This is a genomic window from Sporosarcina sp. D27, assembly GCF_000586555.1.
GTDB lineage: Bacteria > Bacillota > Bacilli > Bacillales_A > Planococcaceae > Sporosarcina.
The window spans coordinates 16284-42635 of record NZ_AZUC01000013.1 but is presented as its reverse complement, the minus strand read 5'-3'; the positions used below and the strand labels follow the sequence as shown (position 1 = coordinate 42635).

Genomic DNA, 26352 nt, shown 5'->3' with positions numbered 1-26352 from the left:
ATAACTTTTCGAATCACTCAAATCTTTATCCACAAAAAACCGACAGACGTGTTATTCCGTCTGCCGGTTGTGAATTTTTTTTATGCTTCTACAGCTTCGGTTGCAGAATGGCGTTTTTTGAACAACAATGCGAAGTAGCCAGCTGTCAACGCGAGACATACGACCATGAATCCAATTAGTATTCCGTTTGAAGTCCATAGATGCGTCATGTCACCTGTAGAAATTGACGCTTTAAATGCCTGAACAGAGTATGTCATTGGCAAGAATTTATTGAAAATCTGAAGTGGTTCTGGGATCAATTCCAATGGGAACGTTCCCGCGCTTGTTACGAGCTGCATGATCAAGACGAGAATCGCCAGGAAGCGTCCAGCGTCACTAAATACAGAGACAAACAACTGCACGAGCGCGATGAATGTGTAACTTGTAATAATCGCTGTAAGGATGAACAATGGAGTGTTGATGGCGTCCATACCTAACCCGTATTTAATGACGCCTACGGCAATCAATGCTTGAATGAGCCCGACCACTGCGAGTACAGAAACTTTACTTGCGAACCAGCGGAATGGACCTGTTGGTGATATTACTGGCTGAACAAGTGGGAATACGATGGACAGCAACAACGCACCGACGAATAATCCTAGAGATAAGAAATATGGTGCAAATCCTGTTCCGTAGTTCGGTACTTCATTGACTGCAGACTTTTCTACATCTACTGGAGCGGCTACCATGTCATACGTTTTGTCAGATGGATTCACTTCAGAAGCAGTATCGTTCGCTTCACTCAATTTCTCTTGAAGTGTCCCTGCTCCTTCGTTCAATTCTTTCGCTCCGTCAGCAAGTGTTGCGGATCCGGTTGCCAGTTCTTGAGATTTAGAGGCAAGCGTTCCCGTCCCGTCTGTTAATGTTTTCGAACCAGCTGATAACGCAGAGAGACCGTCGACCAACTTGCTAGATCCTTCTTTTGCAGCTGTTGCGCCTGTAGCAAGTTTACCAACCCCTGCATTTAGCGCACTATTTCCTTCAGCAAGTGCAGATGAACCTGCGAGCAATTGTCCGGATTTACTGTTCAACTCGTTGACACCTGCAAGTGCCTGTGAGTGTGCCCCCGCTAATTGACCCGCGGCATCATTCAATTCTTTCGCTCCCGATTGAAGCGCTGCGGTTCCTTGCGATAGTTCGCCAAGTCCGCCTGCCACTTGGGCACTGCCTTGTTTCAATTCACTAAGCGCGCCTTGCAATGCCGTTTTTTGTTCTTCAGGAAGTGAAGCTAATATTGGTGCAAGTTGTTCAGACAATTGTCCAATTCCCGCATTTACTTGCTGCGCGCCACCTGTTAATTGACCAGCTGCAGCATTGAGTGAACCAGATTTTTCAGCTAAGTTGCCCACACCTGCTCCGAATTCTTTTTCTTTTGCGCCAATCTGTTGATAACTACTTGCTAGCTTACCAACACCTTGCGTGTATTGAGTCAGTCCTGAATTCAAATCACTCGCACCCGCAGATGCTTTTTGAGCGCCGCTTTGAAGTTCACTAACACCCGACGACAATGTGCCGAGACCTGAATTTAATGAAGATGCACCATTTGCAGCTTCGATGACGCCTTTTTTCAACTGATCCGAGCCATCGGCAAGTGTTACCGTACTAGATGCAAGTTGTGCCAAGTACCCTTTTAAATCGTCTGTCCCGGATACAAGCTTGCCAGAACCATCATGCAGTTTTCCTGCACCGTCGGCCGCATCCCCGAATCCATCTCCCATTTCTTTGATGGAGTCGAAAAGTTGTTCCGCATATGTGGTCGATACATTTTCGTTCACTTCCGCTTTGATGCGATCCATCGCCGTTTCTCCGATTTGTGAAGAGAGGAAGTTGAAGCCCTCGTTTGGTTTGTAGACCAATGCTAGTTTCTCAGGTGTTTCATCCAATAACGTGGTCGCGTGTTGCGAAAAATTAGCTGGAATTTCGATTGTCATATAGTAATCTTGATTCGTGATACCTTTTTTAGCTTCAGATTCAGAAATACTTTGGAAGTCGAACTCCTTACTATCGATAAGATTGTCGGTAAGTTCTTTCCCAATATTGAGTTCAGTACCTTCAAAATCGGCACCTTCGTCCATGTTTACAACTGCAACGGGTAATGCATCCATGTTTGCGTACGGATCCCAAAACGCCCACAAAAACATCCCTGCATATAATACCGGTATGAATAAAATCGCAATCATTGGCACAATCATTTTTCGCGTGCGCAGTAACTGCTTCCATTCCGCTCCTGTCATCGTCTTCTTCATTTTTTCTCCCCCTTGACTAGTTGACCACTTTAGCTTTTCGGTCATTAAAACTTTAAAAAATAAGTCTCAAATTATGAGACTTTTAAAAATTGTACTACTCAATAAATCGATAATCTCGGTTTGATCCAGCTCTTGACCGTGGGTTTTACCCCAGTCTATGACGAGTGCCATATACGATTTAAACAGCAAATACGCGACCATTTCAACATTACATGGTTTGACTTCACCGCGATTAATGCCTTTTTGGATTTTTTCAACAATGAATTCCACAATTTGTTTCTCGATATCTACGAGCACTTCTTGTACGGCAGGAGTCCGGATTTCTTTTCCTTCGTCAATCAGTTTGGCATATAGTTGGTGCGTCGTTCTGAATTTCAAAATTGACATAAGACGAGCATGCGCATTTTCTTCAAATGTTGCCCCTTCAATAGCGGCGGCCTCCGCTTCTGTCCTCATCTCTTCAATCATTCCGACGACAATGGCGTTGAACAGTTCTTCTTTGTTAGAGAAGAATGTGTAAATTGTACCTTTCCCAACGTTTGCAATCTTAGCGACTTGGTCCATCGTGGTCGCTTTGTAGCCAAACAGTGAGAAGGATTTTGCAGCGGCTTCCAAAATCTCCGTTCTGCGATCCATGTGCCCACCTCTTTCATTGTAAAATGACCATAATTCAATTATGGTCATTTGGTCAATCCTTATAATACGCTCCCTTTAAATAGATTGCAAGGATTTTTTGATCAAATTCTTAAAAGAAAAAACGAAGGACGTGTCGCTCCTTCGTTTCCTATTTTACATTAAACTTGAGGCTTTTTATTAGGATTGATGAACGACAACAATTCCTCTGCGGTTGTGAAGCCAAGTTTTTCTATAGAACGCGCATCTAAGAAATAATCTTCACCGACCATGGTTCCTGAGAGGGTGATGATAGAATCAGCCACTGGCGTCGGCAAACCGATGTGCTTCCCGAGCGAGTGAAGAAGCCCAAGGCCCATGGGTACGTCTTCTGTAATGTACCGATTGTTAACAGATTTTGTATGCAAATCCTTGACACTGTCTGCGTAGATAGCAAATGCTTCATCATCTGACTGGGCTTCAGGATCCGTAAATGTGCGCACTTTAAACTCTTCGATGTATGAACGGCGTTTCGAACCAATTTTCTCAAGCATATCCATTTTTTCCTGATCCAACTCATGTGCAACTTTCCAAGTCGACGGCGTAAATCCTTCCGTATACATCGAAAACTGACCTTCCGAGTTCTCGATATATGCTGCGTTGAGCGCAATTCCGACTGTGTGCATAATGAGGTTCGGGTTGTGGAGTGCGACTTCTGCAATATTTCCCCGAGGAATACAATTGCCTAGAATTGGTTTTAGCGTATGACATGCCTCTTGAACTCGATCTGCGGGAAGGGATGCAATCGGATGACCGTAGTTCTCTGAATACAGTGTAACCTCACCTGGATTTGTGATTCTACAGCTGTATGGCAACGTTTCGCCCTCAACAAATAGTGGTGCTTCTTCAGTTCTGCCAATTCGTTTCAATTCGTTCAAAAAGTAAATGCTGCCGAGATAACCCGGACAAATGTAAACGGTTTGATGCTTCTGTATGTGTGGAGCTAGGGCGCTCGCGAGGGACTTGTGGTAATTCGAGACGTAATAAATGAGGATAATATCTGCTTGTGGTATAACTTCTGCAGGATTGCGTGTCACAGCATGAAGCGGAACGGTTTGCTGTTCGCCCCCCTCTTTCAATGTGATGCACTTCGTTTCTTCCAATTTAGCAAAGTGCTCGTTTGGCTGATTGCTTAGCTTCAACATACTCACTTGGTGACCATCGCGCGCTAGACAAGCTGCCGCGGTAGAACCTCCGTGTCCTGAACCAACAATCGTAATATTCAATTATATTTCCCCTTTCTTGTGAAATTATTCACAATGTAGAACAAAAAAATGTTGATTGATCTCAACTACTCTATTTTATCATAGTTTCCATTAAAAAACTATTTTGCTTGATTTGTCTAAAAACAAAGCATCCTTTGCGAACACAAAGTCCCGATAACCCCTATCGGCTTCGAGACTATTATCGACTAGTCTCCTTGTACAGGATTGGCAATCTTCCCTGCAAACAACAATACGTCCGCTTCTTTGTCACGAATTGTGATGAAGAACGGCTTGTCCGCTGTGAATTGGAAAGGTTCTCCCATTGGCGCAGATACCGTATCCATAGCGATGGAAGTGACGGCTGCTGCCTCTGTCCCTTTTTCATCCACAGAAAGATAGGTTTTCTGTAGCACCTTGCTCACAAACAAAGGATCTTCATCCTCTACTACTAACTTAGATAATTCCGCTCCTTCACCAAATGCTTGCTGCATTCCTAATTCCTGAAGCACATCATTCAGCTGAATTTCATAATCGAGCTGGAACTTAGGTAAACGGACTGTACCTAGCCGGGTTTCAAACGAACCCTTCCAGTTCGTACGGTTTTCAGTAGTCCATGAAGAGAGGAAGTCGTCGAGATTCTGCCCCACCTTCGGGACGTAGATGTCCATTGTCATCTTTCCTTCGTCTCCGTAAGGGAGTGAAACTGCCTGGAATTGATCTGTTTCCAAATAGGGTAGCTCCTCATTCAATTGCATGAATGGAACTTTCTTAAGATTTCCATCTGAGCTCTTAAAATCATCATCTTCTGTTGCATTTTCATTGAACGGATAGGACCAGGATGCTTTGAAATAAACAGCATTCAACAGAAACATAACTAAGCTATCATCAAGGGGTGCTTGGACAATTTCATCAATCTTTCCGTTCGTTGCTAGCTGAACCCACTCGTTCATAATATCTACGGATTTCGGGTCGGTAATGTCCATATTTTGAGCCTCAGCTAAATAGTAGTCTCGTGTAATTTGTTTAAATTCTTCTCGTAGCGTATACGCATCGTTCATCCAAATTGAATTTGCCGTCATGAATGTTAACTCTTCGTCTGAACGTTGGAGGTGGTCCAACAATGATGCGTTCGCACGGTTGATGGACTCCGTATCCATTCCCATCACTTGCATCGCATCTTTAATTTCGTCGCGAGTTTGTCCATCCGCCCCGTTCTGAAGCATGGATAATGCCATTATAAGACTGACCGGTGACACGAATACATTGCCGTCATCGTCTGGTTTTGCTTTTGTAACCAGCTGCGCCCCAAGTTCGTTTGTCGGCTCACTAAATTTCAAGTAATCGTCTTCTCCGAAAGAAACTGCAATTTTTTCAGGCTCCAGGTCTTCTTTTTTCACGGGGGCGCGCACCGTCCCACATGCTGATAAGACAACCGCGGCACTGACTGCCACTGCGAGTACAGCTTTTTTGTACATTGGTCTCATCTCCTTTACTAGATGAGTCGGTTTTAAATCAGGAAAGTTACACTTCTTCGTCATATGTCCAAGATGGCAACTTGTTGCTAAGAGGCTTGTCTTGTCTATATCCAAATACATACTCTGCTTGCATGATCGTATGGATTTCCCGTGTTCCTTCATAGATGACCGGTGCTTTTGAGTTACGCAAGAATCGTGCAACAGGATAATCGTCAGAATATCCGTATGCCCCATGGATTTGGAACGCATCGTCTGCAGCTTGATTGGCAAAATCACACGCTTGCCACTTGGCTAACGACGTTTCACGAGTATTACGTAGCCCGGCGTTTTTCATCTCCCCGGCACGATAGACGAGTAAGCGGCTCATTTGATAGCCTGCTTCCATCCGTGCGATCATCTGCTGGACGAGCTGATGCTGTCCAATCGGCTTTCCGAATGTACTGCGTTCTTCACAATATGCAACACTCGATTCCATACATGCCTGAATTAAACCGACTGCACCTGCAGCAACGGTGAAGCGTCCGTTATCCAATGCAGACATCGCGATTTTGAACCCTTCCCCTTCTTTCCCAAGCAAGTTGGAAGCAGGCACACGGACGTCTTCAAAAAATAGCTCACCCGTGTTTCCGGCTTTAATGCCATATTTATTTTTGATAGCTTTGGATGAAAATCCGGACATTGTACGCTCGACGATGAACGCAGAAATCCCGTGATGTTTTTTCGATTTATCCGTATAGGCAAAGACAAGGAAATGATCCGCACTGTCGCATAGTGAAATCCACGTTTTCTGCCCATTTAGCACATAATCGTCACCTTCACGGACAGCGGTAGAAACCATCGCAGCAACGTCAGATCCTGCACCAGGTTCTGTCAGTCCGAACGCACCGACTTTCTCTCCTTTAGCTTGTGGAATCAAATACTTTTGTTTCTGTTCTTCCGTTCCCCATTGCAGGAGAGTCAGCGAATTCAGCCCTGTATGGACAGATACCGCGGTTCGGAACGCGGTATCTCCGCGTTCCAGTTCTTCACACAAAATAGCAAGAGCATTATAGTCCATGCCGCTACCGCCATAGGTTTCCGGTATACACGTCCCCATGAACCCGAGGTCTGCGAGTTCTTTCCAGACTAAGGGATCAAAACCGCCTTCTGCATCCCATTTCGCGATATTCGGAAGGATTCGATCATCGACATAACGCCTCACTGTTTTACGCAGCAACTGCTGTTCTTCCGTTAAGTTGAAGTCCATCTCTATTCCTCCTTGCATCCCGCAAATTAAAGTGCGGCTTCACCGGTGTGAATAGTTTCCGTAATGTGGACGCCTCGTTTGCCCATCTCTTCAATATAGAGATCTCCTGGAACGATCGATTCCGGTGGATAAACGCCACGTTTAGTAATAGTCCCTCCACCAATCATCTGTGCAACGACGGAAATCGTATTTGCAGTCGCAAGAGCCATTGCGGTTTCATTCATATCAATATCTTTGGTCACTGTCATGTTGTACTCATAAGTCGCTGTCATGCCGGAAGCTTCCCCGCTTACGAGGACACGTAGCAATACGGCATCTTTTTTATCGCCAAGCAGCATTTGAGGCGTGAGATGTTCACGCATGACATCGCGGACACGTAACGGTTTTCCATCAACTTGGATGGTCGATTCACGTGATAATAAGCCAAGGTCTACGAGCAATTGGAACTTTTCTGCGTGACCTGGATAGCGTAGTGTCTTGTACTCAAGCGTTTGAACGTCCGGGAATGATTCTATAAGGGTGGAAGTTCCACCTGATGTATGGAAGGCTTCCATATCGCCGAATTCATCGAAATGAACGGTTTCAATTTCCGAAAGTGACGGCAATTCTAGAACTTTTCCGTCTCGTATCACACGCGAAGAATCCGTGTAATGGTCAAACACACCTTCTAACGAAAACACAATGTTGTAGTTAAGTGGAGGTTCTGGATTGACAGGTATGCCCCCTACAAACAAGCGGATGGACTCAACTTTATCCAATTTATCTGCCCCATGGCCTGATAGGATGTTGATCATCCCTGGTGCGACACCTAGATCTGGGATAAGTGTGACGCCGCGTGCTTCTGCTTGTTCTTTCATCTGTAGAACGGCATCTGTCGCACCACCGATGTGTCCACCGAGATCTACACTATGAACGCCAGCTTCAATCGCGAGTTTTGCGACTTGCTCATTGAATGTATAGAACAATGCATTGATAACGACGTCACCGAGTGAAATGACTTCACTTAATTGCAGTTCATTACGTGCATCGAGTACTAAAACACTGAGTTTGTCTGACAAGAGTTCATCTGCAAAATGCTCTGCTTTTCTAACGTCTTGATCCGCTAAATAGACAGCTGTCACCTCATCATTTTTTACCAAGTCTCGAACAGCTTCTTTCCCCATTAACCCTGCACCTAGTACGACGACTTTCATCCAATCAGCCTCCTTTTAGTTGTTATCGATCTGGGCCCGCTGCAACTTACCGCTAAAATCTACGTAAATGCTCTTCCATTCTGTGAAGACGTCCAATGCCGCAACGCCTGAGTCTCGGTGGCCATTGCCCGTTCCTTTCGTTCCGCCAAATGGCAAGTGGATCTCAGCGCCAGTTGTTCCAGCGTTCACGTAGACGATTCCTGTATCAAGATCACGTTGTGCTTGGAAGATTTTGTTGACATCCCTTGAGAAAATCGAGCTGGACAAGCCGTATACTACACTGTTGTTCACTTCAATCGCTTCTTCTAAGCTACTGATTTCAATCAGCGAAATAACAGGACCGAAGATTTCCTCTTGCGCAAGGCGACTATCTGCTGCAACATCTGTGAAAAGAGTTGGTTCAAAGTAATGCCCTCCTGTGTAATGGCCATCTGTCAGCGTATTTCCGCCGGCTAGTAGTTTTGCTCCTTCTTCTTTTCCAACGTTGACGTAATAGCTAATTTTCTCAAGTGATTTTGCGTTAATGACAGGACCGATTTTGTTGGATTCGTCTGCTCCATCGCCAATCGTCAAGCCTTTCATCGCTTCTAGCAACTTTTGCTCAAGTTCCTGCTTTATATCCGTATGCGCGATGACCCGGCTACATGCAGTGCAACGCTGACCAGCGGTACCAAAGGCGCTCCAAAGAATGCCTTCAACTGCGAGGTCAATATCCGCATCGTCCATAACGATAATCGCGTTTTTGCCGCCCATTTCAAGGGATACCTTCTTCAAATGACGCCCACCCAGTTCCGCGACACGTCTCCCAGTTTCCGTTGAGCCGGTAAAAGAAACAACGCGGACATCCGGATGCTCGATCATCCCTGTTCCGACTGTGCCACCGCTTCCAAATACGACGTTTGCCACACCTGCTGGCAAGCCGGCTTCCTCAAAGATGAGTGCCATTTCATAAGCCATCATCGGTGTTTCAGTTGCGGGTTTCCAGATGAATGTGTTGCCCGCAACAATTGCAGGGAACGATTTCCAAGTGGCAATAGCGACCGGGAAATTCCACGGGGTGATTAAACCCACAACGCCGATTGGTGCACGGACACTCATCGCGAATTTGTTATCAAGTTCAGATGGCACTGTTTCACCGAAGAGACGGCGGCCTTCGCCTGCCATATAATAGGCCATGTCGATGCCTTCTTGGACTTCACCACGCGCTTCTTCTATAACTTTCCCCATTTCTTTTGTGAGTACTTGGGAAAGATGCTCTTTCTTTTCTATCATAATGCGCCCTATTTCATATAAGTAATCTGCCCGTTTCGGTGCGGGAACCCGTGCCCATTTCTTTTGAGCGGCTTTCGCTGCAGCGACTGCTTGGTTGACGTCATCTGCTGTCGATAGACGCACGTCAGCTAATGTTTTTCCGTTCGCTGGGTTTTTTACCGCTGTATAGTCTGCTCCTATATCTGTACCCCATTGTCCATTGATGTAGTTGTTCAGTTTCATTGCTGCATTCCCCTCTCCAAAAAGGTTGATAGATTTGTAAGCCCTTTCATACTCTATTCGACAGCAACTAGTTATTTCCTTTCATTGAATTGAGAAGATTCTGATTGCCTTATTCATGTTATGAGCGTTTACTGGAGTTTATGAGCATTTTTCAGGGTTTATGAGCACTTCTCAAGATTTATGATCACTTTCCTGGGTTTATGAGCACTTCTCAGAGTTTATGATCACTTTCCTGGGTTTATGAGCGCTTTTCACGATTTATGAGCACTCCCCCAAATTTATGAGCTCCAGTTCAGTTATCTTCAGAACAGATTCCATATAAAAAAGCCCTTTACTAGAAATTTTCCAGTAAAGGGCTTTCGATTATGCTTTGTTGTTATCTAATGGTGCTTCAACTCGTGCTTCAGCTGGTGTTTCAGGTATTACTTGTTCGCTGAACTTCGGCGGTTTGACACGCTTGATGAAGAACGTTAAGACAAGCGCCACTCCTGCGATAATCGCGGAGATAAAGAACGAATGGTTAATACCATCCAGTTGGGCTTGCTGACCTACTTGAACTTTGAATGCTGCCAATCCTGCTGCATCCGTCGGGATACTCCCTGAAGCGGCTGCGTCTTGTGCGATTTGGGCACCTGACGTTTCAGCACGTTTCGTCATAACGGTTAACAAAATTGCAGATCCAATCGCACCGGACACTTGCTGAACGGTACTGTTCATCGCCGTACCATGTGGATTTGAAGCCATTGGCAACTGGTTCATACCATTCGTCATGATTGGCATTGTGACCATCGAGAGTCCAAACATCCGAGCTGTGTATATAGCCATCAATTCGAAATAACCTGTATCCATTTGTAGCTGTGAGAGCATATACGTTGTAAGGACTGTAATTGAAAGACCCGTAATTGCGAGTCCTTTCGGTCCGTATTTATCAAACAACTTCCCTGTAATCGGGGACATGAATCCCATAACAACAGCACCCGGTAACATGAGCAATCCAGAATCGAGTGGTGAAATATGACGCACACTCTGTACGTAAAGCGGTGTCAGAATCATCCCTGAGAACATAGCAACTGATACTACAACAGAGATTACAGAAGACAAGGCGAACATCGGATGTTTGTAGATCCGGAAGTCGAGCATTGGTTCTGATTTCCGTAATTGGCGCGTAACGAATACTACTAAAGCAATGGCTCCGATGATGATGGGGCCAAGGACCTCAAGTGATGTCCATCCTTTACTTCCTGCCGAACTGAACCCGTACAACAAGCCACCAAATCCAATACTTGAAAGGAAAATTGAAAAAGTATCTACTTTTACTGGTTTGTTTGGTGTGATGTTGCGAAGTTTAATCATTGCAAACACGATTGTAAACAATGCAATTGGCAAGACGATGATGAACAAAGCACGCCATGAGTAGTGTTCAACTACGAACCCAGAGAGAGTCGGTCCAATCGCAGGAGCCGTAAACATGACGAGTCCAAAATAGCCAAGTGCCTGACCGCGTTTTTCAATCGGAAAGGCAACGAGCATGACGTTCATTAGTAGCGGCATAAGCAAAGCGGCACCCGCTGCTTGGATCATCCGTGCGGCTACTAATAACGCGAAGTTCGGCGTGATAATCGCCAAAAATGTCCCCAATGAAAACAGGGTCATCGCTGTCAAGAATAGATTACGGTTCTTGAATTTGAGAATGAAAAAAGCACTGGCTGGCATCATAATACCGCCGACAAGCATGTAGCCAGTCGTTAGCCATTGCACTTGTGAAGGGTCTATCTTAAATTCATCCATAATTGTAGGGAGCGCAATGTTGAGCAGCGTATTGTTCAGTATTGCGACAAATGCGCCTATGAAAAGGATGATGATTATGCCATACGGTGGCTTTTCATGCATTTTCTTAACATGGTCTTTAGTTTCCATCTATTAATTCCTCCAGTTAGCTGTTAATTCATTACTAAAAAAAACATCATGAAGAATAGTTTATACTCATAGTCCAAAAAAATCAATATAAAAATATTAACCACTTTATTTCGTTGATATATGTGCATTTTGATAGTAGACTGTCGGTATATTAACTAACAAAAAGGTGATGTAATGAACGAGCGGAAATTGAAAGTTATTCTAGCTGCGCAGCAGGTTTTTCAAGAAAAAGGCATTGTTGCAACTTCTGTTCAAGATATCTTAAATGCAGCAGGTATTTCCAAAGGGACATTTTATAATTATTTCACTTCGAAGAATGAATGCTTGTTAGCCATTTTGGAAATGGCGAATGAAGAGTCGATTACCAGACGACGAAAATTACTTCTTGGGCAGGACCGTACGGATAAAACAATTTTTGCCTTGCAAATTGTAACCCGTGCGCATGTCGATCGAGAACGCAATTTACTTCCTATCTATGAAGCAGTTTTCTTTTCTAAAGACGACGAAATGAGAACTTTTGTTCGGAAACAGTATCTATCCGAAATCTCCTGGCTATCAGGGAGATTGCTCGAAGTATATGGTCCTGAATCTGAACCATACAATGCGGACGGTGCAGTGATTCTTGTCGGCATGATGCAACACATTCATCATTTCGTAAAGATTGGTGGACGAGAAAAAAATACATTCAATTATGATCAACTCGTTCCATTTACCATTCGACGCCTTGATGATATTATGGCTGGTATGATATCGAGTGGTGACAAATTGCTCGGAAAGGCTCTTCTTGAAAAGTTAACGTACGCGGACAATGAAGATACTAAAGAAGTGTTAATGAGTGAATTACGTACCATGCTTTCTCGTTTCGAGAAGGATCGGGAAGAAAAAGGGATAGAATATGTAACATTTCTGTTAGAAGAACTCGTTACTGGAAATAGTGGTCCAACAATTTTGGAATCCGTTACGACTTCTTTCCTATCACATTATTCCTCCACAACTTATGCCGATAAAATCTCTAAGTTGTGTTCCCAAATTAAATTAGTGAAAGATCTTCGGTCAAAAGGTACTTGCAGTTCAAGTAATTGAAACCTTCCCTCTGTCAATAACGTATTACTGAGTAACAAATTTGATTCTCGGAGGAACAGACAATGAACAATCACGAAATCGATTACAAGATTCACGGCGATGATATGCAGTTTGTAGAAGTTGAGCTAGATCCACAGGAAACTGTTGTAGCAGAGGCCGGTGCGCTCATGATGATGGAAGACCACATTGAAATGGAGACGATCTTCGGTGATGGTTCCAGCAGTGATGGCGGATTGTTCGGCAAAATCATGGGAGCAGGAAAGCGCGTGCTAACAGGTGAAAGTTTGTTCATGACGACATTCACAAATACCGGATCCGGAAAGCGTCATGTGTCTTTCGCCTCTCCTTATCCTGGAAAGATTATTCCGATGGATTTAAGTGAACATAGCGGGAAAATCATTTGTCAGAAGGATGCGTTTCTAGCAGCAGCTAAAGGTGTATCTGTAGGAATCGAATTTCAACGGAAGCTCGGTACAGGGTTCTTTGGTGGAGAAGGGTTCATTATGCAGAAGCTGGAAGGCGATGGTCTAGCATTTGTGCATGCGGGCGGGACAATCATTGAGAAAAAGCTACAACCAGGAGAATCGTTGCGTGTAGATACAGGCTGTCTTGTTGCGATGACGCATGATGTGGATTACTCAATCGAGACGGTAAAAGGTGTGAAAACCGCACTTTTCGGTGGAGAAGGATTGTTCTTCGCAACGCTTCGCGGACCAGGAACTGTATGGATTCAGTCACTTCCGTTCTCTCGTCTTGCGAGCCGTGTATTTGCTTCCGCTCCCCAAATTCCTGGAGGCAGTTCTAAAGGTGAAGGTAGTGTCGCCGGTGGATTGTTCGATTTGTTAGGCGGAAAATGAGTTTTAGAAGATAATGAAAAGCTGTCCGCAGGTGCGGACAGCTTTTTAAGTTGATTTTGTGTTGGATGGAGTTTTTGAGCGCTCCCTATCATTCCTGATCAACGAAACACGAAACGTCTACCGGTCAGAAGAGATTTTTCACTTAGTGCACTTTACCAATCAAATCTTTTACGTTCTTCACTGCCAGTTTCTAGTACCTTTTTTGATAATTATCTTCCATTACCAGTGTGAAAGAGATTAATTGGTGGCGCTTCGCTTATTTTTTTGGGAGGGTCCTTTGAACTTGTATTTGCAGAATTGAGCTGGCGTGTCGACTGGATTTATGAGCATATTTTTGAGTTTATGAGCACTTTCCCAGTTTTATGAGCGCTTTCCTGAGTTTATGATCACTTTTCACAGTTTTATGAGCACTTTCATGAGTTTATGATCACTTTCACAGTTTTATGAGCACTTTCTCGAGTTTATGATCACTTTCACAGTTTTATGAGCACTTTCATGAGTTTATGAGCACATTCTCGAGTTTATGAGCACTTCCCACGCCTCATTCGAACTGTTGCATTCTTGCACTCATCCATTACCCCTTCAAACCACTTGGACCATTCAATAACAACCAAATATAGCGTGCTTCTGCTTTACTTCCTGGTTCAAGACGCTCATGCCGTGGATAATCTATCGTTTGGGCACGGAATGCCATCAAGTGCATGACATTGCCATTTGCTGCAGATGCTTTCTTCAGCATATCTGCCTCTTCTTTAGACTCTCCACCTGTTGCTTCGTTTTCGAGTTTCCAATCCAAGTATAAATACGCGGCATCATTTTCAGAACCCCGCTCGTAGCGAACTAATAGCTCGCCCGCTTCATTGAAGCGTCTAGCATGAATCAGCGAAGCAATCGCTTCATAGCGCGCCCCTTGGTTGTCTGTCGTATTCATGCGCACGAGATCCAAGAACACCTCGGCAGCTTCGTTGAACTCTCCGTGCATGAACAGGTGCGTACCATATGCAAATGCAGCCCGCATGAACGGTCGATTCGGTATGTTTTGCCACGGGTTTTCGCCCGCTTCAAACCGTTTACTCGCCTCTCGGATTGCCCGCTCATAAAGCTCGCTCGCCTTTTCTAGGTTTTCTTCCGTTTCTGCTTTCAGCAATAATCCATCAGACAAGTCCGGTACAATGGACAACGCCGAATCCGACAACTTCCGGCGCGTTTCTTCGTCTTCAGCGCCAAATGCTTCATAAGCAAGTCGCTGTGCACGTCCTTCATCTACCCCTGGACGTCGCTCAGGTTCGACAACACCAGAAGTCGTCATCGCCGTTTCCCATAGCTCCGATTCTGTCGGTCTTGGGTCAGTACCAATCTCGTAGATAGCAGCGGCTGCAGCATCTCCGTCTGTCATCATCGCATCATATAACTCTCTCAACTCTTTCGAGAAACGGTCAACCGCGTCCGTATCTTCTGCCGGTTCAAGCGTAGTCTCTTGTTTGACCAGTGATAACGAGTGACCGACTTGAAGCGATGCCTGTACAAACGCAGACACATCCAGTTCAGCATCCTCTACAACTTCCGTGTTTAAAAAGTATGCAACCGCCAATTTCTGAAGCATTTCTCTGACATCTGCAGGCTCATCTGCTTTCGCAAGATGTTCGTCAAGCTGCTTCAATGCAGTCAACTGCGCCGGTGCGAGTACATCTTCAATTATTTCATTCATCGAAGCCATACTGCGTTTTACTAGCAGTTCATATATTTCAAGCGTATTCTTGCGGACGAATTCTGCAGGCGACTGATCAGATGATTTCTCCCATAGCCCAAGCAATGATTTTTTCGTCTGTTTGCTCCATTTCGCTAAAAACAGCATAGATGAGACTGGTGCTATCGACTTGTCACCACGGCGGGTATCCGGAAGTACAACGCCAAACACTAATGTACCTTCATCTGCAGGCATCCCTTTTATGCGCGCCAATTCAATTACATCGCCAGTCAATAACTTTGTAATCTCCAACGCATTTGGCTTCGCCGCTGTAATTTCACCAAGTAGCATAAACGGCTCTTCCCACTTCTTAAGAACGTCCTGTACCGTTCCACGGGCCGCAGCGATTTGTTGCTTGCGTATATACTCTTTCCATTGTGAATTGTCTTCTATGAATAAATAAAATTCAGAAGCCGCCTCTTCTATATGTGCCGGTTCCCAACTGCCACGGAGTTTTTCAGCCCACTGACGCATGAGACGCATCATGGATTCCCGCTTGTCCCCTGTTGGATATGTATCAAAAAATTGACTAAGAATACGATCGAGCTCTTCATTGACGACAGCACTCAGCAGATCATCGCCAACTTTCCCACAGCACTTTTTATACTTTTTCCCACTGCCGCATGGGCATGGTTCGTTTCTTCCAGTCATGTTCAAATCCCCCCAATATATTGGGGGGGCTGTTGGTCAGCCCCCGATATAACTCATGTTAATCTTTTTGTTTTTACGATTTTTCACGGTTTGTTCCGTACGTTCATCTGAATAGCGATCTGCACGGTTTTCCCATACTTCCATTACAGCTGCAGCAAGTTCTTCGTCTGTAGCACCCTCACGAATAAGCGCGCGGACATCGAATCCTTCTGACGCAAACAAACACGTAAATAACTTACCTTCAGACGAAAGACGAGCACGAGTGCACGTTGAACAGAACGACTCGGATACCGATGTGATGAAACCAACCTCGGCTCCATTGTCTTTATAACGCCAACGCTTCGCCACTTCTCCATAATACTCTTCCTCAACCGGCTCAAGATTATGGACAGCTTGCAGACGTTCCAAAATCTCCTTCTTCGTCACGACCTTCTCAAAACTCCAACCATTGTCATTTCCAACATCCATAAATTCAATGAATCGCAACGTGATACCACGCTCTTTGAAGTATTGAGCCATGGGCAAGATTTCTTGCTCATTGGTTCCCTTTTTCACGACCATGTTCATTTTTATAGTAAACCCTAAAGCGTGAGCCTTATCGATATTTTTAAGTATGACTTCCGGCTTCACGCCTCGACCGTTCATCTCCCCGAATAACTCCGTATCCAGTGCATCCAGACTAATATTCAACCGGCGTAAGCCCGCGTCATATAAAGGCTTTGCATATTGACCGAGTAAAACGGCGTTTGTCGTGAGGCCAATATCTTCAATTCCTTCAATTTGCATCAGTTTCCCTACAAGTTCAGGAAGTCCTCGTCTCATGAGTGGTTCTCCACCCGTTAACCGTAACTTCTTCACGCCCATCTTCGCAAAGAGTTGCGCTAGCCTTTCAATTTCTTCAAATGACAGTAACTCACTTTTCGGGAGGAACACATAATCGTCCCCAAAAATCTCTTTCGGCATGCAATAGGAGCATCTGAAGTTGCAGCGGTCTGTCACGGATATTCTCAAGTCACGAATCGGACGACCAAACTTATCTGTTATTGGCTCCATGTTGTCATCTCCCCTCAAGTTGTCCAGGCCTGTTTACATTATCAAAAAGCGATGGCTTCTTTTCCAATAACGCCTGTCCATCCACCCAATGATGAATGAGTGGTCGGACACTTCGGTTCTCCATCTCGAGCGAAGAGCGGATCATCGGTTCCGCCTCCTTGCTCCAAATGGAGAGTAGCGGATGTAACTTGCCGTTTTCTTCAATAGCAACGGACATATTGCCCGCCCTATGGTTCATTAATTTCCGAATAATCGAGTCATCTGCAAACGGAACATCACACGGCAACACCGCATACCAATCGCTTTGAATGGTATTCATGCCCGTTAAAACCCCTGCAAGAGGACCTTGTCCCGAAAACTCCTGCAAATCCGTGACGACATGCAGTGTACTAGAAAACCGATTAACGTCTTCTGGTCTAGCAACGACTACAATTTGCGTGCAATGGGGCCTTAACGCAGCAATCGCATACTCGTAAAAGCACTTTCCGTTGTACGTTGCAAATGCCTTTGGTAAACCAAACCGTCTCGACTGTCCCCCTGCTAATACGATGCCAATCATGACATCAACCTCCACTGACTGGTGGAATGAAAGCACATTCATCTCCTGAATGAATGACATCTTCAGGAAGTGCATATTCTTCATTCACCGCCACTTGAATATCGTCTTTACCAAATCCAGGATAAGTTTCTTCAGCCCAATCCAACAGCTGTTGCACAGTCATCTCTTCACGGTCCAGCGTGTCTTGACCTTTTCCAGCAAGCTCTCTAAGTCTCGCAAAATATTGAACTCGAATCATACAGAATCCACTCCTTTTTCAGGATATTTCTTTTGGGCGCCTAACCATTCTTCGCCGTCTTCCCAAATCTCTTTTTTCCAGATTGGAACAACTTCTTTAATACGCTCAATTGCGTATTCATTCGCTTCATAGGCAGCTTTTCGATGCGATGATGAAACTGCAATCACAACAGCAATATCCGATATGTGCAATTCCCCGATGCGATGCGCAATCGCAGCTTTGACCCCTGGCCATTTCGCTTCCATTTCCGCACCGATTTCAGCAAGTTTTTTTTCTGCCATTGGTACATACGCTTCATACGCTAAATATACCGTCCGTACGCCGTGCGTCCATTCCCGAACGTGACCCGTGAACAATGTAACTGCACCTGCACCTGCATGCAGGACATAATCGGAATATACTTGCGCATCAATCGGTGCTTCCACTACTTCAAATGGTTTCATGATGATCCTCCTTATTCAGCCAATCCGTGAACCAGTTATCAAGTTTCACCGAATCACCGCGATCTTTGATAATCGAGTATTCACTGTGCGCAACCTCTCCAATAACAAGCTGAATTCCTTCGAGTCCTTGCAATATATCCCAGTCTTTACCACCTCGAATGAGAACAACTTTCTCACCACGCTCATCTTTATAGCCCTCAATCAGCAACACGTCTGGTGAATCATATGTAACTAGCGCCTTTACCGCTCCAAAAGAGGGCTCATTGTTCAATAAAAGCTGAGCACTGCCACCACCCGCCACTAGTGTCGCATCTGCGCCTTTATCGAAAAAGCAACCCGTATCGGTTTCTACAGAAGGCAACTCAATCTGTCCCCCATGGCCATGATGCTTCAACACAGCGACCGCAAGCCCTTTCGCTTTCACAACGCCGATCCAACGTTCTAGTAGAGTCGTCTTTCCGCTGTTTTTATAGCCAACAATATGAAGGGTCTTCATAGCACCCAATCCTCCACACCTTGTTCAGTTCCAATTAGCAATAAGTCCACTTCATCGCCTGTAGAATATCCTCGCGTTCCACTTGGCAATACAATCAGACAGTTTCCTCTCGCAATCGATGACACTGCATTAGACTTATTGAATCCTGCAGGAGCTGCCGTTACACCCTTCTCAGTCATTTGCCAAACCGCGCGGACAAATCGAGTGAACGGGTTCGGTTTTGTAAATTCTTCTGCTAACCTGGCTTTTAAATGGGGCAAGTATGGTGCCGTGCATCCCATCATTGAAAGTAAGGCCGGACGTGCAAACAGTTCGAACCCTGTAAAACAAGCAGATGGATTCCCCGAAAGTCCGAACAAGAACTTGTCCCCTAGGACTGCAACCGTCGTCACACTTCCCGGGCGCATGGCAACTTTGTTGAACAACACTTTTGCCCCTAACCGTTCATAGATTGCAGGTAAGTGATCGAAATCGCCAACTGAAACGCCACCTGTTGTAATGAGTGCATCCGTTTCTTGCAACGCACGCTCAATCACTTCTGTGCACAAATCCAAGTCGTCTGAAGAAGTGCCATACGATTTGAATGGTACGCCTAGTCGCTCTAGTTGCGCTTTCACCATTGGGCCATTGGAGTTCCTGATTTTACCTGGCACTAAATCATCCGACACGTCCAACAATTCCGTTCCTGTCGATAAAACCCCTACGACTGGTTGCCGATAAACTAATACCTTTGCGTAGCCGAACGTTGCAAGCAGTGCAATCGTACCTGCATGAATGAGAGTTCCTGCTGCAATGAGCAGTTCACCTTCCGCAGCGTCCTCTCCTTCGTATGAGATATTCTCTCCAGTTTCAAACGGTTTTCTTATCGTAAATCCTTCTTCAGTTTCAACCGTTTGTTCAAACATTACAACAGCGTCAGCACCTTCAGGCATTTGAGCACCTGTCATAATTCTGTATGCTTCGCGAGGTCCCACTCGTTGTTCCCCTACGTAACCCGCGCCAATCTCTCCAATTACCGTAAATGGCATACGTTTGTCACCTGATGCGCCTTTACTGTCTTTCGCTCTGATCGCAAATCCATCATACGGTGATCGGTCAAAAGGCGGGACACTATGACGGGCAACTATTGGTTCAGCTAAAATACGGCCCATAGACTGTTCTATAGAAACCGATTCGTTTCCTAACCGTTGAACGTGACTCATTACTTGCGCCACTGCTTCAGCTACTGGGATCGGCTTTCTCATCTCCACCAAAAGCACCTGCTTTCTTCTGTTATACTGAGTGTATCAGAGTTGAAAGGAATGATTCGAATGTCTGAACTCACTCATTTTAATGACCAAGGACGTGCGCGGATGGTCGATGTATCCGACAAACCCATTACATCCCGAACTGCTGTTGCAAGCACTTCCATCCTTGTCAATGAAACGATTTACAATCAAATTAAGGACGGAAAAAATAAAAAAGGCGATGTCTTCGCAGTGGCTCAAGTCGCTGGGATTATGGCAGCTAAAAATACGGCAACCATCATTCCAATGTGTCATCCACTCCCTCTAACCGGTGTCGATATCCGATTTGAGTGGAATATCGATAAATCTATTCAACACTACGAAGTTCTCATTCGTGCACAAGTGAAAACGACGGGTCTCACTGGCGTTGAAATGGAAGCACTCACCGCCGCATCAGCGACCGCATTAACGATATACGATATGTGCAAAGCAGCTGGCAAAGAGATGGTCATCGGCCCTACGATGCTACAATCTAAAACAGGCGGGAAAAATGGGGATTATACTAGGACGGATGCGTAACTCGCTTCCGTCTTTTTGTATCCCTTACAAATGCTTCGTCAACTCATAGTGAATGTGCAGCAGCTCCGGCATAACAAGGCGATCCATCGCAAGCGAAACTGCTTTTACGGATCCTGGTAACGCAAACAGGACTTTTTCTCCGACTGCGCCGGCAGCTGCACGACTTAGTAACGCTTTCGAGCCTACATCCTCTGCATAACTGATATAGCGGAACAACTCTCCAAAACCGGTTAATTCTTTCGTGAAAAATGGGCGGATCGTTTCAATCGTCACATCCCGATAACTGATGCCGGTTCCGCCAGTGATGATAATCGCATTGGCATCTTTCTTACCAATCCATGATTCTACTGCTTTCAAAATCGCGTTTTTATCATCCGGGCAAATGACTCGGGCAATCACTTCGTGTCCTGCTTCCTCCATCTTTTCTCTGATCAATCTTCCGCTATTGTCATCTTCCTCCGTACGTGTATCGCTCACTGTTAATACACACACATTCAATTTCCTCTTCATTTCTGAGTTTTCTTTGTGCACATCGATTCTCCCCTTATCCAAACAGCTGGTGATAGATTTTGCGCCCTTTCCTCATATCCTTCAACCCATGAATGAGCAGTCTTCCATTTGAGAACCCCACACATCGATATCCTTCTGCGTAAAACTCAACAAAAAATGGGGTATGCTTTTCCACTGTCCCAAGGCGGTCCGCAACGCGATAGACATCATCCCCAGTCAACTTACGCTCAGCAGCCGGAATGATTTGAACCGTTTCCCTACCGCATAATACGGCGTAGTGGGTGCCTGCATCGGAATTCAAGGACGGGTATGTAGGAGTACTTCCACATGTTTCACACGCTTCCTTCTTCAATCGTGTGATGCCCGCTTCCACTTGCGTATTGTGCCAAATATCTGTGTGTAACAATTTTGTACGCATCGCTTCTTCGTTCCCTGTTAGCCATTTTAGCGCTTCTGTACTTTGGTGCGCAGCTGTAAGTTGAACAGCTGGTGCAATAATGCCCGCAGTATCACAGGTTTCATTGACTGAAGGAAGTACTGGCAATAAGCATCTGAAGCAAGGAGTTTTCCCCGGGATGAATGGAAATACGCTACTGGAGCTTCCCACACATGCTCCATACACCCATGGAATCTTATATTTCCAAGCGAAGTCATTCAGTAATAACCTAGCTTCAAAGTTATCTGTTGCGTCCAATAAGATGTCTGCATCCTGCGCATGTCGTTCCAGAAGTTGCCCATCCACATGTTCAAGTAACGGAACGAGTGTCACATCACTACGAATCGCACGCAGTCTTGCTTCTGCTGCAATCACTTTCGGCACGCCTTGAACAGCATCCTGCTCTGTGAACAGTTGTTGTCTTTGCAGATTAGAAGGCTCTACGTAATCCCGATCCGCTATCGTCAGTTTCTGAATACCTGCACGCACAAGTGTCTCTGCAATTGCCGACCCAAGTGCCCCACATCCAAGGACAAACGCATGGGAGTTTTCCAATTTCCGTTGTCCTGTCTCACCAATTGGATTGAACAGAACTTGTCTCGAGTAACGTTGTTCCAAAATACGCACCTTCATTTCGCGTAAAGTAAGCAGAGGACGGCCAGTCGAGTAGACCGGCCGTCCCCGTTTTAAGCTCTGGTTATGTCGCTGAATGTTCCAACGTAACGGGTTACGTCACCATCATTATTTTTAATGGCATTGATGGTCAACAGCTCTAAGTACTCAGAACCATCTCTCCGTTTGTTCCATATCTCGCCTTGCCAAGATCCTTCGTTCCCAATGACACTCCACATAGAGGTGTAGAATTCTTTAGATTGCTTTCCGGAACTGAGGACATTCGGGTTTTTCCCAATGACTTCATCTGAAGGATATCCTGTCAATCGAGTAAAGGCAGGATTGACCGACAAAATCTTTCCAGATGCATCTGTGACGAGAATCCCTGAACCTGTCGAGTCAAATACTTCTTTTGCAGTAGACAGACGGTCCATGTAATAGAGCCAAATGACGAGGACTAAACTGACGAGTGCAAACTGGGCAAATGCCATGAACCCAATTGAGTACGAACCAGTCATTGAATGCACCGCAGATAAGAGTAAGGGTGGGAAGAATCCACCGAGACCACCCATCATCGAAACAATACCATTCGCTGTTCCCGCTTGTTTACTGAAGTAAAACGGAACAAGTTTAAAAATAACACCATTTCCGATACCAGCTGTTAGGGCAATGAGCATGATTCCAATCGTATATAGCAAGATTGAGGGTGAGAACGCAAGTAGAACGGCAGCGAATGTCAGTCCTGCGAAAACACCCATCAATAAGAACAACGGCTGGAAACGATCCGCAAGCCACCCGCCCACTGGACGGAACAGCGTTGCTACAATGATGAATCCTGCTGTCCGCATTCCTGCATCGACTTTTTCCAACTCAAAGTAATCGACTAGGAAGTTCGGTAAAAAGATTGTGAACGCAACAAACGCTCCAAATGTGATGAAGTAAAACAGTGAGAAGAACCACAGTTTTTCGTTTTTATAGACACCTTTTATTTGTCCGATCATCGATGTCTTCACTTTAGGTTCTTTGCGATCACCGAGTACGAAGTTCAATGCCGCGAACGCAAGCAATAGAATTAGATAGAATTTGACAGTAGCACTCCATCCGAACTGAACCGCCAAGACAGGTGCTGCAAAAGTTGTAACGGCTGTACCGACGTTCCCCATTCCATAGATTCCATTGACCAAACCATGTTTTTCTTTTGGATAGTACTTCGGCAGTGAAGTAACCCCAACAGAGAACACAGCACCCCCGATACCCAGGAACGTACCGCCAATGATCAAGTCAGCAAACGATGATGCAGCACTTATGTAGAACACTGGAAATAGTAATAAGATGAAACTCACCGCAAAGATAATCCTTGCTCCAAAAACGTTTGCATAATAGCCAAGCGGAATTCGCAAGATCGAACCGAGAACGACTGGAACTGCAGTGACAATCGCAACACGTGATGCTGGGATTGCAACGTCTTCACGAATGAATGGAAGCAGCGACGAAATAAGTACCCATACCATGAAACCTACGACTAAGTTTGCCGTTTGCAACGGCAATTGCACTTTTTTAATCATCCATATCAGTCCATTTCTATAGGGAATGAAAGGCTCTTTAAGATCAGATCATTACTGCTTAACCTACACAATTGGTGTATATAGCTTTTCAAATAATGCGTCTTGTTGCTCAATACGTAACATGGATTCTACCATCGGAAACACAATCGATTCTTCCTTGATGAAATGCACAGTAATCGCTTCAAAAGCTTCTCCTGCGTCTTTTGCAACGGCTTTAAGATCTTTCAGTGACAAGTCATCCAGCCTACCACGTGTATGGTGAAGGAAATGTCCAATGTAGGCATCCAGCTCTTCATGCTCTTCTTCAACTGCCTTGACTGGACCCTGATCGCCTCCGATATATTGCGCAAGCTCAGGAAACAAAATGTCTTCTTCCTTCTCCGTATGATTCTTGAACGGTTCGATAAACTCAATAAGGGCTTTTCGCAATGAACCAATGGCTTCGCGCGCTTCTTCTAGTGAGTAGATGTTCCGTTCAAATCCAAGAACAATCGGATGCCAATTATCCATTAAATACGTTAAGTACTGATGCTCGTTTTCCAATACCTGCAACGCAGGCAAATCGAATTTGAATCGCTTAGATTCCATGTCGAAGCCTCCGTTTTCACTGAACCAATTTTAGAAATTCAAGAACTTCTTCCTAAGCGCATATTCAACTAGCTCTGGTTTACTCTTCAAGTCCAACTTCTCCATCAACTTCGCTTTATGTGCTTCTACTGTTTTTACAGATATATATAGCTTTTCAGCGATTTCTTTGTTGCCATATCCTTTTGCAACGAGTGGCAACACTTCAATTTCACGTTTTGAGAGGATTTTAAATGGATCTGTTTCCACTTGCTCTCCATCCTTTTTCACAAACTCTCGAACTAGCGAAGTCGCCATAGATGGTTGAATGTACGTACCGCCGTCAAAAACTGTACGAATCGCTGCAAATAATTCTTCATCCGGCGAGTTTTTCAATACATATCCAGATGCTCCGTTTTTCAACACATGAAACAAATATTCTTCGTCGTCATACATCGTTAAAATCACAATTTTTGTGTCTGGGAAATCTTCGTTGATTTTCCCAGTGGCGATCAAACCACTTTCTCCAGGGGGCATGCTCAAGTCCATCAAAAGGACATCCGGATTATGTTTGGCGACTAAATCATATGCCTCTAAGCCATCCGCGGCTGTTGCTACGACTTCCATATCCCGTTGGAAATTCAATATGTGCATGAAGCCACTTCTTACGACTGCGTGATCATCCGCGATGATTATTTTCAATGTCCGTCTCCTCCTTCTTTAGAGGCACGGTAAGTATTATTGTCGTTCCATTTCCAATGCCTGTTTGAACCGTTAAAGTAGCGTCCACCAACTCCGCACGTTCTTTCATCCCAAATAGTCCAAGCCCTGTCCCTTTATACGTCGGTGCATTCGCGTCAAATCCCACTCCTGAATCGCTAATAGTAAGTGTCAATTCATCTGCAGACAGTAAAAGCTCGACATCGACTTCTTCAACATCTGCGTATTTCAATGCATTGAATACAGCCTCTTGACAAACTCGGTAGACGACGGTTTCAATCTCACCTTCGAATCGTTGAGAGTGCGTATTGCTTTTGAAATGCACGAGAAGTCCATAATTTTTTTCAGTCCATTTGAAGTGTGTGCGAAATGCTGCTTCCAACCCTAAGTCGTCCAACGTTGCTGGTCTTAGCTGAACCGATAGATGGCGGATATCATCGAGTAGACGCATAAGTGATCCTTCTGTTTGTCTAACCTTTTTCAATACATCATCTTCCACATTCATGTACTTCAACACGCGGAGATCTACTAAAGAACTCAGCATCTCTTGTGCCACACTGTCATGCAGCTCACGGGAGATTCTCTTGCGCTCGTCTTCTTGTGCTTTAATGACTCGTTTGACGAGGGTTTTTTGATGCAAGGTTTCAGACGTTTTGAATTGCTCCGTCAAATCCCGAAGCATGAACACGCGAATTCCTTGTTCCGCATCGATCATTTGAATACTTCCTGTATACGGAACAATTCCTCGACCAACTGTTTCCAGAAACACTTGAAATGAAGGGATGTTTCGATTCGGATCTGACATATAACAAGAAATACATGTCTGTTCTTCTTCAGCACTTGTGAATCCTTTGCACGCCATACAGATTGCTTCTGAACTTCCGGATTTCATAAGCTGAGCGACCTGAGGATCGAGAATTTTTTCAGCTGCTTTGTTCATCGAAAGAACGCTCCCCTCAAGACTGAAGAAGAATATAGCTTCTGTGGAGTTTTCATATAACTGCTCTAACAGATTACTCATGCCACTTTGACTAATTCCATTCAATTCCCGGTCAACTCCTCGCTGTAATAAGGTCCGAATGTCGGTGCAATGAGGGATTGCAACAATTCAAATTTCTCAACGGACATACTATTCTTCTTGCGACACCCTGCTAGCAAGATTCCTTTCACTCGGTTGTATTTAAACAAAGGAATCGCTGCGAAACTTTCAAGCTCTTCTGCTATGAGAATTGGATAGTTATACAAATCTTCTTTTTTATAATACTTCTGTGCATCCGGTACGAACATCGGTTTACCTGTCTTGAATACAATCCCTGCAACGCCTTTTCCTGAATGGAGAACAATGCGTCGAAAACGTTGACTCAAATTCCCAGATGCATACTCCCAACGAATTTGAAAGTGTCGCTCCTCGGGTTGCACAAGTGCCAATGCGACGAAATCACACGCCATTGCAAGACGAATCTCTTCAACTTGCTGCTGGTAATTAAATGCTGGTTGGCTTTTCATGAGACATTCTCCCTCTAACT

The 26352-nt window shown here is 44.9% G+C and carries 25 protein-coding genes; 3 read left to right on the top strand and 22 right to left on the bottom strand.

Features of this window, described 5'->3' with window-relative positions; all coding sequences use genetic code 11:
* Nucleotides 1-80: 80 nt before the first annotated feature.
* The 8 genes from N693_RS0102535 to N693_RS0102500 form a co-directional block, all read right to left on the bottom strand.
* Entirely contained in the window at nt 81-2285 is a 2205-nt protein-coding gene (locus N693_RS0102535; protein WP_253271148.1) for a YhgE/Pip domain-containing protein, read from the bottom strand.
* A 66-nt stretch (nt 2286-2351) separates the two neighbouring features.
* On the bottom strand, nt 2352-2921 hold the full coding sequence (locus tag N693_RS0102530) for a TetR/AcrR family transcriptional regulator (RefSeq protein ID WP_025783219.1): 570 nt from the start codon (nt 2919-2921) through the stop codon (nt 2352-2354).
* Between the two features lie 158 nt (nt 2922-3079).
* A complete protein-coding gene (locus N693_RS0102525) occupies nt 3080-4183 on the bottom strand; it encodes an NAD/NADP-dependent octopine/nopaline dehydrogenase family protein (RefSeq protein ID WP_025783218.1) in 1104 nt (367 codons plus the stop codon).
* Nucleotides 4184-4368: 185 nt separating this feature from the next.
* Nucleotides 4369-5637: a serpin family protein gene (locus N693_RS0102520; RefSeq protein WP_025783217.1), complete on the bottom strand. Its 1269-nt coding sequence runs from the start codon at nt 5635-5637 to the stop codon at nt 4369-4371.
* Nucleotides 5638-5683: 46 nt separating this feature from the next.
* Nucleotides 5684-6883, bottom strand: coding sequence for an acyl-CoA dehydrogenase family protein (locus N693_RS0102515; protein ID WP_025783216.1), 1200 nt, complete (start codon nt 6881-6883; stop codon nt 5684-5686).
* Between the two features lie 26 nt (nt 6884-6909).
* A complete protein-coding gene (locus N693_RS0102510) occupies nt 6910-8076 on the bottom strand; it encodes a saccharopine dehydrogenase family protein (RefSeq protein ID WP_025783215.1) in 1167 nt (388 codons plus the stop codon).
* Between the two features lie 15 nt (nt 8077-8091).
* On the bottom strand, nt 8092-9570 hold the full coding sequence (locus N693_RS0102505) for an aldehyde dehydrogenase family protein (RefSeq protein WP_025783214.1): 1479 nt from the start codon (nt 9568-9570) through the stop codon (nt 8092-8094).
* Nucleotides 9571-9933: 363 nt separating this feature from the next.
* On the bottom strand, nt 9934-11487 hold the full coding sequence (locus tag N693_RS0102500) for a DHA2 family efflux MFS transporter permease subunit (RefSeq protein ID WP_025783213.1): 1554 nt from the start codon (nt 11485-11487) through the stop codon (nt 9934-9936).
* A 174-nt stretch (nt 11488-11661) separates the two neighbouring features.
* On the opposite strand from N693_RS0102500, the gene N693_RS0102495 reads away from it, so the two are divergent.
* Nucleotides 11662-12570 (top strand): TetR/AcrR family transcriptional regulator, encoded by a 909-nt coding sequence (locus tag N693_RS0102495; protein WP_025783212.1) that lies wholly within the window; start codon nt 11662-11664, stop codon nt 12568-12570.
* A 62-nt stretch (nt 12571-12632) separates the two neighbouring features.
* Complete coding sequence (locus N693_RS0102490; RefSeq protein WP_025783210.1) at nt 12633-13427, top strand: TIGR00266 family protein; 795 nt, start codon at nt 12633-12635, stop codon at nt 13425-13427.
* Nucleotides 13428-14001: 574 nt separating this feature from the next.
* Here the strand turns inward: N693_RS0102490 and N693_RS19575 are convergent.
* From N693_RS19575 to glp, 7 genes are read right to left on the bottom strand one after another with little or no spacing between them, the layout of a single operon-like run.
* A complete protein-coding gene (locus N693_RS19575) occupies nt 14002-15825 on the bottom strand; it encodes an SEC-C metal-binding domain-containing protein (protein ID WP_025783208.1) in 1824 nt (607 codons plus the stop codon).
* A 36-nt stretch (nt 15826-15861) separates the two neighbouring features.
* A complete protein-coding gene (gene moaA / locus N693_RS0102480; RefSeq protein ID WP_025783206.1) occupies nt 15862-16878 on the bottom strand; it encodes a GTP 3',8-cyclase MoaA in 1017 nt (338 codons plus the stop codon).
* Between the two features lie 4 nt (nt 16879-16882).
* Nucleotides 16883-17437, bottom strand: a complete 555-nt coding sequence (locus N693_RS0102475; protein ID WP_025783204.1) for a molybdenum cofactor guanylyltransferase — start codon at nt 17435-17437, stop codon at nt 16883-16885.
* Nucleotides 17438-17441: 4 nt separating this feature from the next.
* Entirely contained in the window at nt 17442-17675 is a 234-nt protein-coding gene (gene moaD, locus N693_RS0102470) for a molybdopterin converting factor subunit 1 (RefSeq protein WP_025783203.1), read from the bottom strand.
* On the bottom strand, nt 17672-18118 hold the full coding sequence (locus N693_RS0102465) for a molybdenum cofactor biosynthesis protein MoaE (RefSeq protein ID WP_025783201.1): 447 nt from the start codon (nt 18116-18118) through the stop codon (nt 17672-17674). Before N693_RS0102465 ends, moaD begins: the two co-directional genes overlap by 4 nt.
* Nucleotides 18105-18614 (bottom strand): molybdopterin-guanine dinucleotide biosynthesis protein B, encoded by a 510-nt coding sequence (gene mobB, locus N693_RS0102460; RefSeq protein ID WP_025783200.1) that lies wholly within the window; start codon nt 18612-18614, stop codon nt 18105-18107. Before mobB ends, N693_RS0102465 begins: the two co-directional genes overlap by 14 nt.
* The gene (gene glp, locus N693_RS0102455; protein WP_025783199.1) at nt 18611-19867 is read right to left on the bottom strand and encodes a gephyrin-like molybdotransferase Glp; all 1257 of its coding nucleotides are present in this window, start codon (nt 19865-19867) and stop codon (nt 18611-18613) included. Before glp ends, mobB begins: the two co-directional genes overlap by 4 nt.
* A gap of 57 nt (nt 19868-19924) precedes the next feature.
* Between glp and moaC the strand changes: the two genes are divergently transcribed.
* Nucleotides 19925-20419, top strand: a complete 495-nt coding sequence (moaC, locus tag N693_RS0102450) for a cyclic pyranopterin monophosphate synthase MoaC (RefSeq protein ID WP_025783198.1) — start codon at nt 19925-19927, stop codon at nt 20417-20419.
* Nucleotides 20420-20443: 24 nt separating this feature from the next.
* On the opposite strand, the gene N693_RS0102445 is transcribed toward moaC, so the two are convergent.
* The 7 genes from N693_RS0102445 to N693_RS0102415 form a co-directional block, all read right to left on the bottom strand.
* Nucleotides 20444-20929 (bottom strand): molybdenum cofactor biosynthesis protein B, encoded by a 486-nt coding sequence (locus tag N693_RS0102445; RefSeq protein WP_037592604.1) that lies wholly within the window; start codon nt 20927-20929, stop codon nt 20444-20446.
* A 34-nt stretch (nt 20930-20963) separates the two neighbouring features.
* Nucleotides 20964-21983: a ThiF family adenylyltransferase gene (locus N693_RS0102440; protein WP_025783196.1), complete on the bottom strand. Its 1020-nt coding sequence runs from the start codon at nt 21981-21983 to the stop codon at nt 20964-20966.
* 68 nt (nt 21984-22051) lie between these two features.
* Complete coding sequence (locus N693_RS0102435; protein WP_025783195.1) at nt 22052-23542, bottom strand: nitrate/nitrite transporter; 1491 nt, start codon at nt 23540-23542, stop codon at nt 22052-22054.
* 63 nt (nt 23543-23605) lie between these two features.
* Entirely contained in the window at nt 23606-24130 is a 525-nt protein-coding gene (locus N693_RS0102430; RefSeq protein ID WP_025783194.1) for a hemerythrin domain-containing protein, read from the bottom strand.
* Between the two features lie 30 nt (nt 24131-24160).
* Nucleotides 24161-24808, bottom strand: coding sequence for a response regulator transcription factor (locus N693_RS0102425; RefSeq protein WP_025783193.1), 648 nt, complete (start codon nt 24806-24808; stop codon nt 24161-24163).
* Complete coding sequence (locus tag N693_RS0102420) at nt 24786-25871, bottom strand: ATP-binding protein (RefSeq protein ID WP_025783192.1); 1086 nt, start codon at nt 25869-25871, stop codon at nt 24786-24788. Before N693_RS0102420 ends, N693_RS0102425 begins: the two co-directional genes overlap by 23 nt.
* Nucleotides 25868-26332: a GAF domain-containing protein gene (locus tag N693_RS0102415; protein WP_025783191.1), complete on the bottom strand. Its 465-nt coding sequence runs from the start codon at nt 26330-26332 to the stop codon at nt 25868-25870. Before N693_RS0102415 ends, N693_RS0102420 begins: the two co-directional genes overlap by 4 nt.
* Nucleotides 26333-26352: the final 20 nt, after the last annotated feature.